Origin of the sequence: Stenotrophomonas sp. AN71, from assembly GCF_050435725.1 — a bacterium.
GTDB lineage: Bacteria > Pseudomonadota > Gammaproteobacteria > Xanthomonadales > Xanthomonadaceae > Stenotrophomonas.
Genome location: NZ_JBNDKU010000006.1, coordinates 44,417 through 60,966 on the forward strand (window position 1 = coordinate 44,417; position 16,550 = coordinate 60,966).

The following is a 16,550-nucleotide window of genomic DNA, read 5'->3' on the forward strand; positions in this document are numbered from 1 at the left end:
GCGCGCCCCGCCGAATGGAAGCGAGACGATGGCACGGCTGGCCCCCATCACCCTGCCCCTGCTGCTGTTGGCCTGTACGGCGTCGGCCGCCACCGCGCAGGACCATCGCTGCCTGAGCGGCGGCCACAATGACAGCATCCATCTGGAATGGCGCTGGCTGGATGACGGCGGCGCCGACGTGCGCTACGCCGGCCACCGTGAACGCCTGCCGCTGCGCAGGGTCTCGGTGGAAACCACAGTGCTCGCCGAAGATCGCCCCCACCAGTTCGACAGCGTCTGGGAAGAGCGCATCGACGGGCGCCTCAACGGCCGCTACCTGCTCAGCACCCAGGGCGCACTGGTGCTGGATCTGAGCTACGAACGCGCCCGCGACGGCCGCACTACCGCCTTCCACGATGACGCCGAGGCCTGGCAGGAAGACGGCTGCCACTGGCCCAGCCCTCCCTGAGGCAGCACCGGGCCGATGGCCCTTTATGCCGATTCCGGCAGCCTGCTCGCGGTGCAGCGCGCGCTGTTGTCGGGTATGACCCCCGTCAGTGGTAATGCTGCGCTGCGTTCGGTCACACTCGGGGACTTGTCGTTCTCAGTCACCCCTTCCGAGGCCTGCATGTCCCTGCTCCGGCGCAAGTCCCTAGATTCCGTCACCGTCCATGAAGCCGGCAGGCGCCTGGTCCCGACCCTCAGCTGGCCGCACCTGATCGCGCTGGGTATCGGCGCCATCGTCGGTACCGGCATCTACACGCTGATCGGCGTCGGTGCCAACCTGGCCGGCCCGGCCGTGCTGCTCTCCTTCGCCATCGCCGGTGCGGTCTGCGCCTGCGCGGCCCTGTCCTATGCCGAGCTGTCGACGATGATGCCGGCCGCCGGCAGCGCCTACACCTACAGCTACAGCGCGTTGGGCGAGGTATTCGCCTGGGTGGTGGGCTGGAGCCTGATCCTGGAGTACTCGCTGGTGGTGAGTACGGTGGCGGTGGGCTGGTCGGGCTACTTCGTCGGCTTCCTCGAGTGGGTCCACACCCAGTTCGGCTGGAACATTCACCTGCCCGCCTGGCTGGCGGCCGGCCCGCACGTGGAAGGCGGCATGATCAACCTGCCCGCCATCGTCATCACCTGGCTGGTGGCGCTGATGCTGATGGCCGGCACCAAGGAAAGCGCCACGCTCAACGCCATCCTGGTGGTGTTCAAGCTGATCGCGCTGGCCATCTTCGTGGCCGTGGCACTGCCGGCGTTCGACAGCAACAACCTTCAGCCGTTCATGCCCTATGGCTTTGCCAAGTCGATCGGCCCCGATGGCGTGGAGCACGGCGTGATGGCAGCGGCGGCGATCATCTTCTTCGCCTTCTACGGCTTCGATGCGATCTCCACCGCCGCCGAGGAAACCAAGAACCCAAGCCGCGACCTGTCGATCGGCATCATCGGTTCGATGATCGGCTGCACCATTGTCTACGTGCTGGTGGCGTTGGCCGCAGTGGGCGCGATGAGCTACGCAGTGTTCGGCCACAGCGCCGAGCCGCTGGCCCTGATCATGCGCCAGCTGGGCCATCCGACCGCGGCGATGGTGATCGGCGTGATCGCGATCATCGCGCTGCCGACCGTGCTGCTGGCCTTCCTGTATGGCCAGAGCCGCATCTTCTTCGTGATGAGCCGCGATGGCCTGCTGCCGCGCGGCCTGTCCAAGGTCAACGCACGTACCGGCACGCCGGTAGCAACCACGCTGTTCACCGCGGTGGTGGTCTCGGCCCTGGCCGGCGTTGCGCGCCTGGACGAGATCGCCGCGCTGGCCAACGCCGGTACCCTGGCCGCGTTCACGGCGGTCGGTATCTGCCTGGTGGTGCTGCGCCTGCGCGAGCCGAAGCGCGAGCGCAGCTTCCGCACCCCGGCCGCCTTCGTGGTCGGCCCGCTGGCCGCGCTGGGCTGCATCTACCTGTTCATCAGCCTGCCGCACACCACTCAGCTGTACTTCCTGGTGTGGAACGTGGTCGGCCTGGTGCTGTACTTCCTGTACAGCCGCCGCCATGCGCTGATCGCGAAGTAACCGGTAGTGCCGGCCGCTGGCCGGCATCGTTACGGTAGCGCCGGGCCATGCCCGGCGGAATCCCGATTCACGCAGGGCGGTCAGCCGCCCTGCTTTGCCGCGTAATCCTGCGCCTGGCGCATCACCCGCAGCAGGTTGCCGCCCCAGATGGCGGCGATCTGCTGCTCCGTATAGCCCTTGCGCAACAGCCACGCGGTGATCTTCGGCAGCTGGCTGACATCGGGCAGATCGCTCAGGCCGCCACCGCCATCCCAGTCCAGGCCGATACCCACATGTTCGGGGCCGACCACGTTCAGGATGTGCTCGAAGTGGGCGAAGAAGTCGTCCAGGCTGGCATGGCGTACCGGGTGCTCATGGTCCAGCGACTGCTCGGCCTTCAGCAGCGCGACGCCCTGCTCGATACCCATTCCTTCCCAGCCGCCCAGTTGTTTGCTCAGCGCTTCTTCGGCCTGCTTGCGCTCGGGTGTCTTCGCGGTATCGATCAGGTAGCCGCCATAGGCATTCACCTGGATCACGCCACCGGCCTTGGCCAGCGCGCGCAGGCGCGCGTCATCGAGGTTGCGCGGGTGGTTGTAGACCGCCTTGGCCGAGCTGTGCGAGAGCACGAACGGCACCGGCATCATCGCCAGCAGGTCATCGAACACCGCGTCCGAGGCATGCGACTGGTCGATGACGATGCCCAGCTTCACCGCCTGCCGCACCAGGTCCTTACCGGCCGGGCTCAGGCCCTTCCACTCGGCACCCTTGGGGTCGGTGGCCGAATCGGCGAACTCGTTGTTGGCGAAGTGCACGGTGCTGAGCAGGCGCAGACCGGCGAGATGGTAGAACGACAGCAGGCTCGGGTCGGCTACCAGCGGGCTGGCGTTCTCCATGCTGATGTAGACCACACGCTTGCCCGCGGCCTTGATCCGCGCTGCGTCATCGGCGGTCAGCGCCAGCGCGAAACGCTCGGGATTGGCCGCCAGCATCTGGCGGATTTCCATTAGGCGCTGCAGGCCATGGTCGCGCTCGGCCAGATGTGCGGCCGCGCTGCGGTCGCCCTGGTCGGTGTAGATCGCCCAGAAGCCACCGTCCAGCGCGCCTTCGACCATACGTGGGTAGTCGACCTGCGAGAGCGCGTTGCGATCGTGGCGCTGCTCGATGTCAAAGCCGCTGCGGCCGAAGTTGGCCGGCGTATCCAGGTGGCTGTCGAGGGTGACCAGGCGCTGTTGCAGCGCCTTGGCACGGGCCAGTTCCTGCGCGCTGAACTCGATGGCGTGCGCCGACAGGGGCGCGCACAGCGCCAGGGCAAGCACGACGGACAGCTGACGCAACGATGGCATGGGCGCTTACCGGCAATGGGAAGAGCCCGACCATAACGCTGCTGCCCGTCGATGGGTAGCGCCGGGCCGCGCCCCCCATCCATAGGGCGCCATTTTCACGAACGCATCGCAATGCGCGGGAAGCTGGCCGCCGGGCAGTGGACATGATTCATGCCCGGCGAACGCGGAAGCCGACCGTCAGTCGACCACGCGGCAGAACACGGCCTTCAGATAGCGCGATTCCTGCACGTGGGCCATGAACGGATGGTCCGGACCGGCGCCGGCCACCTTCAGGATCTGGATCGTGCGGCCGGAGAAGTACGCCGCGCGACGCAGCATGTCCAGGAACTGGTCCTCGGCCACCAGGCCGGTGCAGGAGAACGTGGCGAACAGGCCACCGGGCTTGACCACGCCCAATGCCAGCTTGTTCATGTCCAGATACTTCTTCAGCGCGCTGATCACCTGGTCGCGGTCGCGGGTCATCTTCGCCGGATCCAGGATCACCACGTCGTACTTTTCGCCGCGGTTGGCGGCATCGCGCAGCCACGGGAAGATGTCGGACTGGACGAACTTCGGGCGCACATTGTTCAGGCGCGAATTGCCCTTCGCGATCTGGATCACGTCTTCATCGATATCGATGCCGACCACCTCCGAGGCACCGCGTGCGGCTGCGTACACGGCAAAACCGCCGGTGTTGCAGCACAGGTCCAGCACGCTCTTGCCTTCCACCTGCTGGCTCAGCCACTCGCGGTTCTCGCGCTGGTCGGCGAAGAAACCGGTCTTGTGCGCGCCGGCCGGGTCGGCGCGGAACTTGATGCCGTACTCTGTGATCACCGCCGCTTCGGTGGTGGTGTTGCCGTGGAAGTCGAAGCTCTCCTGCTTCTGCACGTGTTCGTCGGCGAAGCTGTGGAAACGGCAGCCCGGGAACTGTTCGCGCAGCGCATCGTAGATCCACTCACGGTGGCGGAACATGCCGGCGGCGAAGAACTCGACCACCACCAGGTCGCCATAGCGGTCGACCACCAGGCCGGACAGGCCGTCGCCCTCGCTGTGCACCACGCGCCAGGCGTCGGACACGGCATCGAGCTTGAGCACCTCACGACGCAGCGACGCGGCCTGGGCGATCTTGCGCGAGAACCAGCCGGCATCGACCGGCACGTTCTGATCGGTTTCAAGGATGCGCACGGCGATGCGCGAATGCCCGTTGTAGAACCCGCGGCCGATGAATTCGCCATCAATGCCGACCACGTCGACGATGGAACCGGGCTTGGGCCGGACGGTCGGCTTCTCGACCAGTTTCTGGAAGATCCACGGGTGGCTGGAGCGCCACGCATTCTTGAGGCGGACAATCGGAAGGGGGGTATTCATCCACCTATTGTAAACCGGCCGCCGGGGTCGGATCCCCGGAGGGGCTCCGTCCCCTTGCCGATCATGGGAATGGGGTCGGAGCCCCGTTGGGGTCCGACCCCGAATCGACCCCTTGCCCCCGGGTATTTGACGGCAGCCCGGCCAGGCCGCAGAATCGGCGCCAGAAGGGGAGTAGCTCCCAGACGTTGTCGCCGTCAATTCGAGCCCGCAGGCTCCGGTGCAACGGCAGTTCCAGCCCATCGGAACTGCGAGCGAGACCTTCGCCGTCCCGGCGAAGCTCTGTCCCTGGATCCCCCTCCCGATCCTCCGTTGCAGATCCTCGCCGTCCGGCTTGAGGCATTTTTCATTTTCCCAACGGACAAACCCATGCATACGATCGGTAATTTGTGGTTGTGGGGCGGCTTCGCAGCGGTGGTGGTCATCGCCCTGCTGGTCGACCTCGTATTGATGCGCCATGGTGGCCCGCACAAGGTCACCTTCAAGGAGGCCCTGTGGTGGTCCATCGGCTGGGTCGCGCTGGCGCTGGCCTTCAACGGCGGCCTCTGGTTCTACCTGAACGAGACGGCCGGCCAGGTCGTGGCCAACAAGGTCGGCCTCGAGTTCCTGACCGGCTACCTGGTCGAGAAGGCGCTGGCGGTGGACAACATCTTTGTCTTCCTGATGATCATGAGCTACTTCGCGGTACCGGAAGAACAGCGCCAGAAGGTGTTGATCATCGGCATCCTTGGTGCGATCGTGCTGCGTACGATCATGATCTTCGCCGGTAGCGTGCTGATCACCCAGTTCCATTGGCTGCTCTACGTGTTCGGCGCCTTCCTGCTGTTCACCGGCTGGAAGATGTGGTTCGCCGCCGGCCAGGAGCCTGACCTGGAGGCCAATCCGGCCCTGCGCTGGATGCGCAAGCACCTGCGCCTGCTGCCGGACTACGCCGGCAACGCGCTGAGCGTGAAGCGCGATGGCGTGCGCTGGTTCACTCCGCTGTTCGCGGTGCTGATCCTGATCGCAGTCACCGACGTGATCTTCGCGGTGGACAGCATCCCGGCGATCTTCGCCATCACCACCGACCCGTTCATCGTGCTCACCTCCAACGTGTTCGCGGTGCTGGGCCTGCGCGCGATGTTCTTCCTGCTGGCCGGCATGGCCGACCGCTTCCACCTGCTGCCGTATGGTCTGGCGCTGGTGCTGGGCTTCATCGGCATCAAGATGATGATCATCGACCTGTTCAAGATCCCGACCCCGGTGTCGCTGGGCGTGGTCGCGGTGATCATCGCCGCCACCGTGGTGCTGAGCCTGAAGTACCCGCCGAAGGAAGGCGAAGGCCAGGCCTGAGCCTGAACCGTTGAACGGCGCGGCCGACGGGATTGTCCCGTCGGCCGCACCCACTCTCCCGCCGCGGCGGCCTTGGTTTCGCGGCAGTCACCGCCATTGCTGAGGTATGAACAACAACGCGCCCCTGCCCGCCGGCGATGCGCCGGGCCCCCGCACTGACCGTTCGCGCATCCTGCGGGCGTTCAACGTCAGTCTGGCCGCCGTGCTGGTGCTGATGGCCGTGTTTGCCCTGCAGGGCACGTTCGACTGGCGGCCGTGGGCAGTGGCGCCGCTGGAGGCCAAGGGCCTGCTCGGCCTGATCGGTGGCCCGATGCTGCATGCCTCGTTCGAGCATATTGCCGCCAACAGCTTCGCGATCCTGATCCTGGGCACCCTGGCCGGCAGCGTCTACCCGAAAGCCACGGTACGCGCGCTGCCCCTGCTGTGGCTGGGCTCGGGCCTGGGCGCGTGGATGCTCGGCAATCCAGGCAGCGTGCATCTGGGCGCCAGTGGCGTGACCCACGGCCTGATGTTCCTGCTGGCCAGCCTCGGTCTGCTGCGCCGCGACCGCGCGGCGATCGCCACCGGCCTGATCGGCATGCTGTTCTACGGCGGCATGCTGATGACCATCCTGCCCCACGCCGATGGCGTCTCGTGGCAGTCGCACATGGGCGGTGCGTTCGCCGGCATCATCGCTGCGCTGCTGTTCCGCACCGCCGACCCGGTGGCCCCGCGCCAGCGCTACAGCTGGGAAGACGAAGAGGAAGAGGCCGAACCGTTGGCCGATGACGAACTGGAGCCACCGTCACCGCAACGCGTGCCGGTACTGTGGCAACCGCGGGAGGGCCAGGACTACGTGGTCCAGCCGTTCCGTCGGCCGGACGACCCGCGCGGTTGAAGCAACGGTAGTGCCGGGCGCGGGGCGGGGCCCCGGGCGGGGGGGGGGGGGGGGGGGGGGGGGGGGGGCGCGGGCGGGCCGGCGGGGGGGGGGGGGGGGGGGGCGGCGCGCCCGCCCCCCGCCCCCCCCCCCCCCCCCCGCCACTACCGGAATCAATTGCCCGCCGTGCCCATCCCGTCCACCGCCTGCCGGCCCAGCGCCGGGTCATCGGTGAAGAAGGCATCGATGCCCGTGGCCAGGTAGGCGCGCATCTCGGCGATCGACCCTTCGGCGTTGCGCGCGGTGTCGGCACCCTTGCGCAGGTTGCTGGGCTGGAAGTGGTTTTCCGGGCGGAAGGTGTACGGGATCACCATCAGTCCGGCCGCGTGCGCATCACGCACCAGCGCGGTCGGCGCCCCCAGCGCGCCCTTGGCATCCAGCGGAATGATCGAGCGCAGCTCCGGCCCGATGCCGTCGGCGTAGGTGGCGATGTCCTTCAGGCCGGCCGGGAGCATCATCTGCGCGTAGGTCAGCGTGCCACCAGCCTTGGCGATGTCCGCCGGCTGGGTGTCGCCCTTCCACAGCAGCTGCAGCAGGCGGATGTTGCTGCCGCGCCCGATCTTGCCGCGCAGGTAGCGCAGGTTGGCGGTCTCGAAGGACTGGATGGTGACCGGGCCGACGTTGGTATAGGCGTTGCCGCGCAGCGCGGCCAGCAGTTTGTCTTCCATCGGCAGGCCGATGGACTGGAAGTAGGTCGGGTGCTTGATCTCCGGCACCAGGCCGATGCCGCGGTTGGCGCGCCCGGCCTGCTGCACCAGGAATGCGAGGATCTCGTCCAGGCTGGCGATGCGGAACTGGCCATCGTAGGCGGTGCTGCGCAGTTCCGGCAGGCGCTCACGTGCGTACAGGGTCTTCAGCTCGGCCAGGGTGAAGTCTTCGGTGAACCAGCCTTCGACCTTCTGCCCGTCGATCACCTTGCGGGTGCGGCGGCTGGCGAACTCCGGATGCGAGGCGACGTCGGTGGTGCCACCGATCTCGTTCTCGTGGCGGGCCACCATCACGCCGTCCTTGGTCATCACCAGATCCGGTTCGATGTAGTCGGCGCCATCGGCGATCGCCTGCGCGTACGACGCCAGGGTGTGCTCGGGCAGCAGCGCGCTGGCGCCGCGGTGGCCGTAGACCGACACCTTGGCTGCCGTCGAGGTGGAAGATTCAGCACTCATGGCCACCGATGGTGCCACGGCCAGCGACAACAGCAACGCACAACCCCACGACTTCACTGCGACTTCCCCAAGCGGTATGTGATGGGCGTCAGTATGCGGCGGCAATGTGACAGGTTGGGGGAACCTGGCTCGGATCCACGAAAGGGCTCCGAGCCCATGTATCCGGTCGTCGCCGACCAAGGTTGGCGTCTACCGGAGCATGAACCGCGCGATTGTTCGATGTCGGGGTCAGAGCCCCTGCGGGGATCTGACCCCTGGGCCTACTTGCCGATGCAGAAGCTGGAGAAGATCCGTCCCAGCAGATCATCGGCACTCATCTGGCCGGTGATCTCGCCCAGTGCGTCGTGCGCCAGCCGCAGTTCCTCTGCGGCCAGCTCCAGGTGCTCATGGGCCAGCTCGCCATCGGCGCGCCGCGCATGTTCCTGCGCACGCTCGATCGCATCGACGTGGCGGGTACGGGCGGAGAACTCGCCGTCCACCTGCTCGCCTGCCCCTGCGCTGGCGATGCCACGCAGGCGCGCGTGCAGCTCTTCCAGCCCAGCGCCGGTCGCCGCGGAGACGAACACGCGGTCCGGATCGTCCAGCGCCGGAAGCGCCGCCAGCAGATCCGACTTGTTGTGGATGTAGACCTTGTGCGGCACCGCCGCCACAGCCTCGCCCAACGCCGCTTCACCGGCCGCCGGATCGCGCGCATCCAGCACGATCAGCGCCAGGTCGGTGCGCTCGATCTCCACATGGGCCCGTCGCATGCCTTCGCGCTCGATGGCATCGCCACCGTCGCGCAGACCGGCGGTATCCACCAGGGTCAGCTCCAGTCCGTCGAGGCGGATGGTCTCGCGCAGGGTGTCGCGAGTGGTGCCGGCGATGTCGGTGACGATGGCGCGCTCGCTGCCGGCCAGTGCGTTCAACAAGGAACTCTTGCCGGCGTTGGGGGGCCCGATGAGCACCGCATGCAGGCCATCGCGCAGGCGGCGGCCGCGTTCGGCATCCCGACGCAGCAGAGCCAGGTCTCCGCGCGCCTGTTCCAGCCCACGTCGTACCTGCGCACCGCCCAAGGTGTCCAGCGGCTCGTCGGCGAAATCGATGGCCGCTTCCACATGGATGCGCAGCAGCACCAGCTGCTCTACCACGGCGTCGATGCGGCGCGAGAACACGCCATCGAGCGAACGGCGTGCGGCGCGCGCGGCGCGGTTGTCGCCGGCGGCGATCAGGTCGGCGATGGCCTCGGCCTGGGCCAGGTCGAGCTTGCCGTTGAGGAAGGCGCGCTCGCTGAACTCGCCTGGCCGCGCCTGGCGCGCGCCGAGCGCGATGCAGCGCGCGACCAGTTGCTGCAGCAGTACCGGGCTGCCGTGGCCCTGCAGTTCCACCACCTCTTCGCCGGTGAAGCTGTTCGGTGCCGGGAACCACAGCACGATGCCATCGTCGATCACATCCCCATCGGCATCGCGCAGGCGTGCGTAGTGCGCGTGGCGCGGACGCAGTGCAGGCGCGCCCAGCGCATTGGCGATCGCCGCGGCACGCGGGCCGGACAGGCGCAGCAGGCCGACGCCACCCGCGCCGGGCGCGCTGGCGATGGCCACGATGGTGTCGGTGCGGATCACCTCGTTCATCGCTCAGAGCTTCTCCAGCTGCGCACGCGCCTGTGCGGCACCACTGCCCTGCGGTTGCAGCGCCAGGTAGGTGGTGTAGGCCTGCTTGGCCCTGGCCTTGTCACCCGCGTTGAAGTAGGCATCGCCCAGATTCAGATGGGCCACCGCCCGCGACGGGTCGATCTTCAGGGTGTTCTCCAGCCAGCGTGCCGCTTCGGCATAGCGCTGCTGGCGGTAATAGACGAAGCCGAGGTTGTTGGCCGCCTGGGCGAAGTCCGGGCGCAGCTTCAACGCTTCGGCGAACTGCACGGCGGCCTCGTCGTACTGCTTTTCGCGGTACAGCTGCAGGCCGCGGTCATTGGCCTGCTGCGCGCGCTGGCGATCGGAGGCGGGGCCTGCGGTGGGCACCACCAGCTTGGCCTTGCCGCCCTGCAGGTCGGCCACGGTCACCGGTGCCTGGCTGTCCTTGGCCTCGCTGGCGGCATCGACCCTGTTGTTCAGCGCGATCGCATCGGCGGTCAGCTGGCGCGTATCGGCGTTGAGGAATTCCTGGCTGTCCGGCACCTGGAACACGAACTCCCCGCCCTGCGAGCCAGGCAGGCTGCCGAACGCCGGGGTCTGGTGCGAGACCGCCGATACGGCCGGCGCCACGTAGGCGGCCAGCTCGGTACCGGTGATCAGGCCATCGCCGTTGAGGTCACCCTTGCCAGCGAGCGCCTGCAGCAGCACCCAGGTGAACACCGAGTGGCCGTTCGGGCCGGCATCGGCCACCTGCTGGTCAGCACCACCGGCGGTCAGCATCTGCCGCGCGCTGCGACGCGCGTTCTCGCGCAGGAACGCGGATGAAGACGGTCCACCCCGGGTCAGGCCCAGGCCGCTGTAGCAGGCATCCATCACGAACATCACATGCTTGGCCTGCATGCTTTCGGCGATGTTCTGGATGTCGGTCATCGCGATCGCATCGGTGGCAAACTCCTTCGGATCCGAATCGACCGGGATGATGTAGCCGAGGTCGCGCCCGGAGGCGAGCTGGCGGGTGGCGCCATGGCCGGCGAAGAACACGAACACGCGGTCGTTCTTTCCGGTGCGGTCGTCGGCCAGGCGGTCGTGGAAGGCCGCCAGGATGTTGTTGCGGGTGGCCTGCTCGTTCTTCAGCACGATCACCTGCGAGGACGGGAAGCCGAACTGGCCGGTCAGCGTGTCGGCCACCGCCTGCGCATCGTGGCTGGCGTACTCCAGCTTCGGCCACTTGGCATAGTTGTCGATGCCGACCACGATCGCCCATGACTTCTCATAGCCGGTGGTGACGGTGGCATCGCCAGCAGCACCCTTGCGTGCGCGGCTGACGCTGAAGTCGCGGCCGTTCCAGCCAGCGAACTGGTAGCCATCGGCGATCAGCCGGTCGAGGATCTGCGGCAACGCCTTCACCGCGCGGTCGTGGATGTCATGGAACAGGATGATGCCGCGCTGTTCCTTGTTCACCTGGTCGAGCACGCGCTGCACGATCGACTCCGGCACCGGATCGGCCCAGTCCATCGAGTCGATGTTCCACATGATCGACTTCAAGCCGGCTTCGTTGAGCAACTGCAGGCCTTCAGCATTGCGCGCACCGTACGGGAAGCGGAACAGCGGCGCGCGCTTGTTGTCGACATCCTTGAGCAGGGTGTCGGTGTCCAGTACCTGCTGGCGCAGCGCGTCGCCGGTGGTGCGCGACAGCTGGGCGTGGGTCAGGCTGTGGTTGCCGACGGCATAGCCTTCTTCCATCAGGCTGCGGCTGATCTTCGCCATCGGCCCGAGGCTGACCTTGCCATCACTCTCGACCTTGCCCAGATTGCGGCCGACCTCGAAGAACACGCCCGGCACGTCGTAGCGCTTGAGGATGGCCACCACCTCATCGGTATACGCCTTGTGCGGGCCATCATCGAACGTCAGCACCACGGTCTTGGCCGGCAGGTCGCGGCCGAAGATCTCGCGGTCGCTGTCCTTCATCGACATCGGGTACGGCTCGACCACGCCGTAGTCGCGCAGGATCGCTTCGCGGCTGTAGTCCTTGTGCAGGTGGGCGATGTAGTCGTCCCACTTCTCGCGCTTCAGCGCGATGGCGCGGGTGCGTTCGAAGCGGCTGAAGATGCGGGTCAATTCCTGGTTGTAGTTGTGTTCGATCTCATCGAGCGCTTCCAGATCCTCACCGATGCGCTGGTGCAGCTTCACCGCTGGCAGCGACGAGTCGGTGCCGATCCGCTCATGCAGATCGCGCAGCACTTCGCGGAAGGCCAGCCGGTCGGCATCGAACAGTTCTGGCGCCGACTCGATGTAGTCCAGCACGGTACCGAGGGTGACGAAGCGCTGCGGGCTGGAACCGCGCAGCAGCGTGTCGAACTGAGCGGCGATTGCCGTGCGCTGCTCCAGTCCATCATGGAACAGCTGCTGGCCGACACGGGTGGACGTGCCGCGATCGGCGGCCGATTGCTGTTCCTCGTCGGCCAGCAGCACGATGATCCGGCGGTAGCCATCGAGCTGCTTCTGCAGTGCGGCCAGCAACGGTGCGGCGGCCGGGTCGGCGGCAGCGGCAGCCTGCGCACTCGGCTGGGTGAGCGGGCTCGCCGGCGCCTTCGCCTCTTTGTCGCCACAGCCGGCAACGGCCAGGGTCAACAGCAGCGAGGGCAGGAACAGGCGGAATGACGACGCTCGCAGCATGGCGTACTCGAAGGTAGCAGGAACAGTGTGCCGGCGATTCTAACGCCGCATGCGAAAAGCCCGCCTTGCGGCGGGCTTTTCATCGGTCGGTTGACCGTGAAGAGCGGTCGACCAGGGTCGACCTCTACCTCTTACTTCTTCTTGACCGGGGCCGGTGCGGTGGTCGCCGGAACCGGCTCGCCGCCATGGCGCTTGGTCATCCACCACTGCTGCAGCAGGCCCAGGCCACCGTTGACCACCCAGTACAGGACCAGGCCGGACGGCATGAAGGCCATCATGACGCCGAACACCAGCGGCATGAACTGCATCATCTTCTGCTGCATCGGGTCCATGCCCGGTGCCGGGGTCAGCTTCTGGGTGAACCACATCACCGCCACGTTGATCACCGGCAGGATGAAGTACGGGTCGCGTGCGGTCAGATCCTGGATCCAGCCGAACCAGGGCGCCTGGCGCAGTTCGACCGATTCCACCAGCACCCAGTACAGGGCGAAGAAGATCGGCATCTGGATGAGGATCGGCAGGCAGCCGCCCATCGGATTGATCTTCTCCTTCTTGTACAGCTCCATCATCGCGGTCTGGAACTTCTGGCGGTCATCGCCATAGCGTTCCTTCAGCTGCGCGATGCGCGGCTGGAAGCGGCGCATCTTGGCACCGCTCTTGTACTGGGTCGCCGACAGCGGGTACAGCACCAGCTTCAGCAGCACCACCAGGCCGACGATCGCCCAGCCCCAGTTGCCGACCAGCTTGTGCACCTGGTTCAGCACCCAGAACAGGCCCTGGCCGATCACCGCCATCATCGAGAAGCGGCTGTAGTCGACCACGCGGTCCAGGCCCGGCACGTCTTCCTTGGCGATCAGGTTGACCAGCTTCGGGCCGACCCACAGGCGCGCCTCGGTGCTGGTGGACTGGCCCGGGGCCACGGTGAAGGCCGGGCCACGCGCTTCGATCAGGTCACGACCGGCCACCTGCGACAGCACGTAGTGGGCGGTCTGGTCCTTCTGCGGGATCCAGGCGGTGAAGAAGTGGTGCTGCAGCATCGCCAGCCAGCCGCCGGTGATGTTCTGGTTCAGCGCGCCGTCTTCCAGGTAGTCCTTGAACGCACGACGCTGGTACTTCTTGTCGTTGTCGTACCAGGTGGCGCCGTTGAAGCTGAACGAATCCGGGTTGGTCATGCTCCGCGACAGGATGGTCGGGGTGCGGTCCAGGGTGCGGTAGACGTAGCCGTTCCACGGCGCGGTGCCGGTGTTGCTGACTTCGTCCTTGAAGCGCACGGCGTACTCGTTGCGCGAGACGATCAGGGTGCGCTTGATGGTCACGCCGTTGTCGGCGGTCCACACGAACGGGATCTGCAGCTCGTTCTGGCCCTTGGCCAGCACGAAGTCCCTGGTATCACCGACCAGCTTGAAACCGTCAGCGCCCGGCACCGGCGCGTTCTTGTCCTCGCTGGCCCAACCGCTGATCGCGCTGTAGGGATGCGCGGGATCTTCGGTCAGCAGACGCACCGGCGGGCTGCCTTCGTCCTTGGTCTGCGGGAACTGCAGCAGTTCGGCGTCGAGCACGCGGCCGCCGTCCAGCACCAGGCGCAGCACGTCGGTGGTCACGGTCACGCGCTGGCTGGCCGGGGTAGCACTGGCCTGGGCCGGTGCAGCGGCCTGGCCGGGGGCGCCCGGAACCTGCGCGCTGGGCACGCTGCCCGGCGTCGCACCCGGAACACTCTGTGCGGTGGCCGGGGCCGACGTGGTCGTGGGCGGCGGAGTCGGAGCGGACTTTTCACGGCTCCACTCCATCCACAGCAACACGGCCACCATCAGCCAGGCAAAGATCAGGAATACGCGGGTCTGGTTCATCAGCGGACAGGCTCGGCGGGGCCGGGACGCGATGCCGGCTCGGTCAAAGAAGGAATTGCGATGCCATCAGGCGGCGGCATTGTGCCGTCCACGCCCGGCGTGGGCAATGCACGCAGGCGCCGCAGCAGGCGCAGGAAGGCCTGGCGGATCTCGTCGTTGCTGGCATTACGCGCAGCACTTCGAGCCACGACGACAAAGTCGCCTGGCTGGATATCGGTACGTGTCTGACGCAAGATGTCGCGCAGGACGCGCTTGATCCGATTTCGCCCTACGGCGTGCGGATCGACCTTGCGGGAAACCGCCAGACCCAGCCTGGCCGGCCGGTCAGCCGGCAGCCAGTGCAGGGTCATCAGCGGATCGGACACACGGCGGGCGCCGTTGAAGACCGTTGAGTATTCGGCACGCGTGCGAACCCGCGCAGAGCGAGGGAATCGCTTGCGCGGGTCTGCAGTATTCACTGTCGAAGGGATTGCGTCTGCCGCTGGATGCGGCATGGCAATCAGGCGCTCAGGACTTTGCGGCCCTTGGCGCGGCGACGCGACAGGATCTTGCGGCCGTCAGCGGTCTTCATACGGGCACGGAAGCCGTGGTCGCGCTTACGCTTGAGGTTGCTGGGCTGGTAGGTGCGCTTCGTGGCCATTGGGGGCCTCTCGTATGAATGGGACGGAAAGAACCGGAAATTCTAGAGAGGTACCCCACCCCGCGTCAACCCCTGGCAGCTACGCGAATTCATCGGCCTGTGCAATAGCTGTGGATGTTTTTGTGAATAAGTAGGGGACAAGCATTCCGATGACGGGCGCTCGGTGGTAGTCTGAGCCATCCATTTCCCCCCTTTTCGGCCTGTGTTTGGGCGCCTTGTCGCGTCCATGCCCCGGCCACCGGACGATTATTGCTGATGGATGCTTGGTCCCGTAGTCTCGAGCGCCTCGAAGCGGAGTTCCCGCCGGAAGACGTTCACACCTGGTTGAAGCCATTGCAGGCCGATCTGCGCGTGGACAGCCTGGTGCTGTATGCACCGAATGCCTTCATCGTCGATCAGGTCCGCGAGCTGTACCTGGCCCGGATCCGCGAGCTGTTGGCTCATTTCGCCGGTTTCAGCGACGTTTTTCTTGAAATCGGCTCGCGCCCGCGGCCTGTGGAGGTGCAGAACGCGCCGGTTTCCACCCCGTCGGCGCACATGTCCAGCGAGCCGCAGGTGCCCTTTGCCGGCAACCTGGACAGTCATTACACCTTCGCCAACTTCGTCGAGGGCCGCAGCAACCAGCTGGGCCTGGCCGCTGCCTTCCAGGCGGCGCAGAAACCGGGCGACCGTGCGCACAACCCGTTGCTGCTGTACGGAGGCACCGGCCTGGGCAAGACCCACCTGATGTTCGCCGCCGGCAACGCCATGCGCCAGGCCAACCCCGGGGCGAAGGTGTTGTACCTGCGCTCGGAACAGTTCTTCAGCGCGATGATCCGGGCTCTGCAGGAAAAGACCATGGATCAGTTCAAGCGCCAGTTCCAGCAGGTGGACGCGCTGCTGATCGATGACATCCAGTTCTTCGCCGGCAAGGATCGCACCCAGGAAGAGTTCTTCCACACCTTCAACGCGCTGTTCGACGGCAAGCAGCAGATCATCCTGACCTGCGACCGCTATCCGCGCGAAGTCGAAGGCCTGGAAGCGCGCCTGAAGTCGCGGCTTGCCTGGGGCCTGTCGGTCGCGATCGAACCACCCGACTTCGAGACCCGCGCCGCGATCGTGCTGGCCAAGGCGCGCGAACGCGGTGCCGAGATTCCCGATGATGTTGCGTTCCTGATCGCCAAGAAGATGCGCTCCAACGTGCGCGACCTCGAAGGCGCGCTCAATACCCTGACCGCCCGCGCCAATTTCACCGGCCGCGCGATCACTACCGAATTCGCCCAGGAAACCCTGCGCGACCTGCTGCGCGCCCAGCAGCAGGCGATCAGCATTCCCAACATCCAGAAGACCGTTGCCGACTACTACGGCCTGCAGATCAAGGATCTGCTGTCCAAGCGTCGCACCCGCTCGCTGGCTCGTCCGCGCCAGGTCGCCATGGCCCTGACCAAGGAACTGACCGAGCACAGCCTGCCCGAGATCGGCGACGCCTTTGCCGGTCGCGATCACACCACGGTGCTGCATGCCTGCCGTCAGATCCGCACCCTGATGGAAACCGACGGCAAGCTCCGTGAGGACTGGGACAAGCTGATCCGGAAGCTGAGCGAATGATGCACGGACGCCGATGAGGCGTCATCGCACAAAACGGTGCAGAATCCGGGAGCAAGCACGGGACACGTTGTGGATAAA

13 protein-coding genes are annotated in these 16,550 nt (G+C 66.5%); 5 read left to right on the forward strand and 8 right to left on the reverse strand.

Annotated elements, in window-relative coordinates; genetic code table 11:
- Positions 1–28 precede the first annotated feature (28 nt).
- Both ABH900_RS11250 and ABH900_RS11255 read left to right on the forward strand, forming a co-directional pair.
- Positions 29–448: a hypothetical protein gene (locus tag ABH900_RS11250; RefSeq protein WP_429622929.1), complete on the forward strand. Its 420-nt coding sequence runs from the start codon at positions 29–31 to the stop codon at positions 446–448.
- Between the two features lie 159 nt (positions 449–607).
- A complete protein-coding gene (locus ABH900_RS11255) occupies positions 608–2,035 on the forward strand; it encodes an amino acid permease (protein ID WP_429622930.1) in 1,428 nt (475 codons plus the stop codon).
- 80 nt (positions 2,036–2,115) lie between these two features.
- On the opposite strand, the gene ABH900_RS11260 is transcribed toward ABH900_RS11255, so the two are convergent.
- Both ABH900_RS11260 and ABH900_RS11265 read right to left on the reverse strand, forming a co-directional pair.
- Positions 2,116–3,357, reverse strand: coding sequence for a dipeptidase (locus tag ABH900_RS11260; protein WP_429622931.1), 1,242 nt, complete (start codon positions 3,355–3,357; stop codon positions 2,116–2,118).
- Between the two features lie 177 nt (positions 3,358–3,534).
- Entirely contained in the window at positions 3,535–4,704 is a 1,170-nt protein-coding gene (locus ABH900_RS11265) for a class I SAM-dependent rRNA methyltransferase (protein ID WP_429622932.1), read from the reverse strand.
- A 366-nt stretch (positions 4,705–5,070) separates the two neighbouring features.
- Between ABH900_RS11265 and ABH900_RS11270 the strand changes: the two genes are divergently transcribed.
- A complete protein-coding gene (locus tag ABH900_RS11270) occupies positions 5,071–6,033 on the forward strand; it encodes a TerC family protein (protein WP_429622933.1) in 963 nt (320 codons plus the stop codon).
- A gap of 106 nt (positions 6,034–6,139) precedes the next feature.
- On the forward strand, positions 6,140–6,910 hold the full coding sequence (locus ABH900_RS11275; RefSeq protein WP_429622934.1) for a rhomboid family intramembrane serine protease: 771 nt from the start codon (positions 6,140–6,142) through the stop codon (positions 6,908–6,910).
- A 152-nt stretch (positions 6,911–7,062) separates the two neighbouring features.
- Here the strand turns inward: ABH900_RS11275 and ABH900_RS11280 are convergent, their stop codons facing one another.
- The 6 genes from ABH900_RS11280 to rpmH form a co-directional block, all read right to left on the reverse strand.
- A complete protein-coding gene (locus tag ABH900_RS11280) occupies positions 7,063–8,169 on the reverse strand; it encodes a glycerophosphodiester phosphodiesterase (protein ID WP_429622935.1) in 1,107 nt (368 codons plus the stop codon).
- A gap of 203 nt (positions 8,170–8,372) precedes the next feature.
- Positions 8,373–9,722 (reverse strand): tRNA uridine-5-carboxymethylaminomethyl(34) synthesis GTPase MnmE, encoded by a 1,350-nt coding sequence (mnmE, locus tag ABH900_RS11285; protein WP_429622936.1) that lies wholly within the window; start codon positions 9,720–9,722, stop codon positions 8,373–8,375.
- Between the two features lie 3 nt (positions 9,723–9,725).
- The gene (locus tag ABH900_RS11290) at positions 9,726–12,398 is read right to left on the reverse strand and encodes a polysaccharide deacetylase family protein (RefSeq protein WP_429622937.1); all 2,673 of its coding nucleotides are present in this window, start codon (positions 12,396–12,398) and stop codon (positions 9,726–9,728) included.
- Between the two features lie 131 nt (positions 12,399–12,529).
- On the reverse strand, positions 12,530–14,245 hold the full coding sequence (gene yidC, locus ABH900_RS11295; protein WP_429622938.1) for a membrane protein insertase YidC: 1,716 nt from the start codon (positions 14,243–14,245) through the stop codon (positions 12,530–12,532).
- Complete coding sequence (gene rnpA, locus ABH900_RS11300; RefSeq protein WP_429622939.1) at positions 14,245–14,739, reverse strand: ribonuclease P protein component; 495 nt, start codon at positions 14,737–14,739, stop codon at positions 14,245–14,247. Before rnpA ends, yidC begins: the two co-directional genes overlap by 1 nt.
- Positions 14,740–14,744: 5 nt before the next feature.
- Positions 14,745–14,885, reverse strand: a complete 141-nt coding sequence (rpmH, locus tag ABH900_RS11305; RefSeq protein ID WP_005411729.1) for a 50S ribosomal protein L34 — start codon at positions 14,883–14,885, stop codon at positions 14,745–14,747.
- A 255-nt stretch (positions 14,886–15,140) separates the two neighbouring features.
- On the opposite strand from rpmH, the gene dnaA reads away from it, so the two are divergent.
- Complete coding sequence (gene dnaA / locus ABH900_RS11310; RefSeq protein ID WP_429622940.1) at positions 15,141–16,472, forward strand: chromosomal replication initiator protein DnaA; 1,332 nt, start codon at positions 15,141–15,143, stop codon at positions 16,470–16,472.
- Positions 16,473–16,550: the final 78 nt, after the last annotated feature.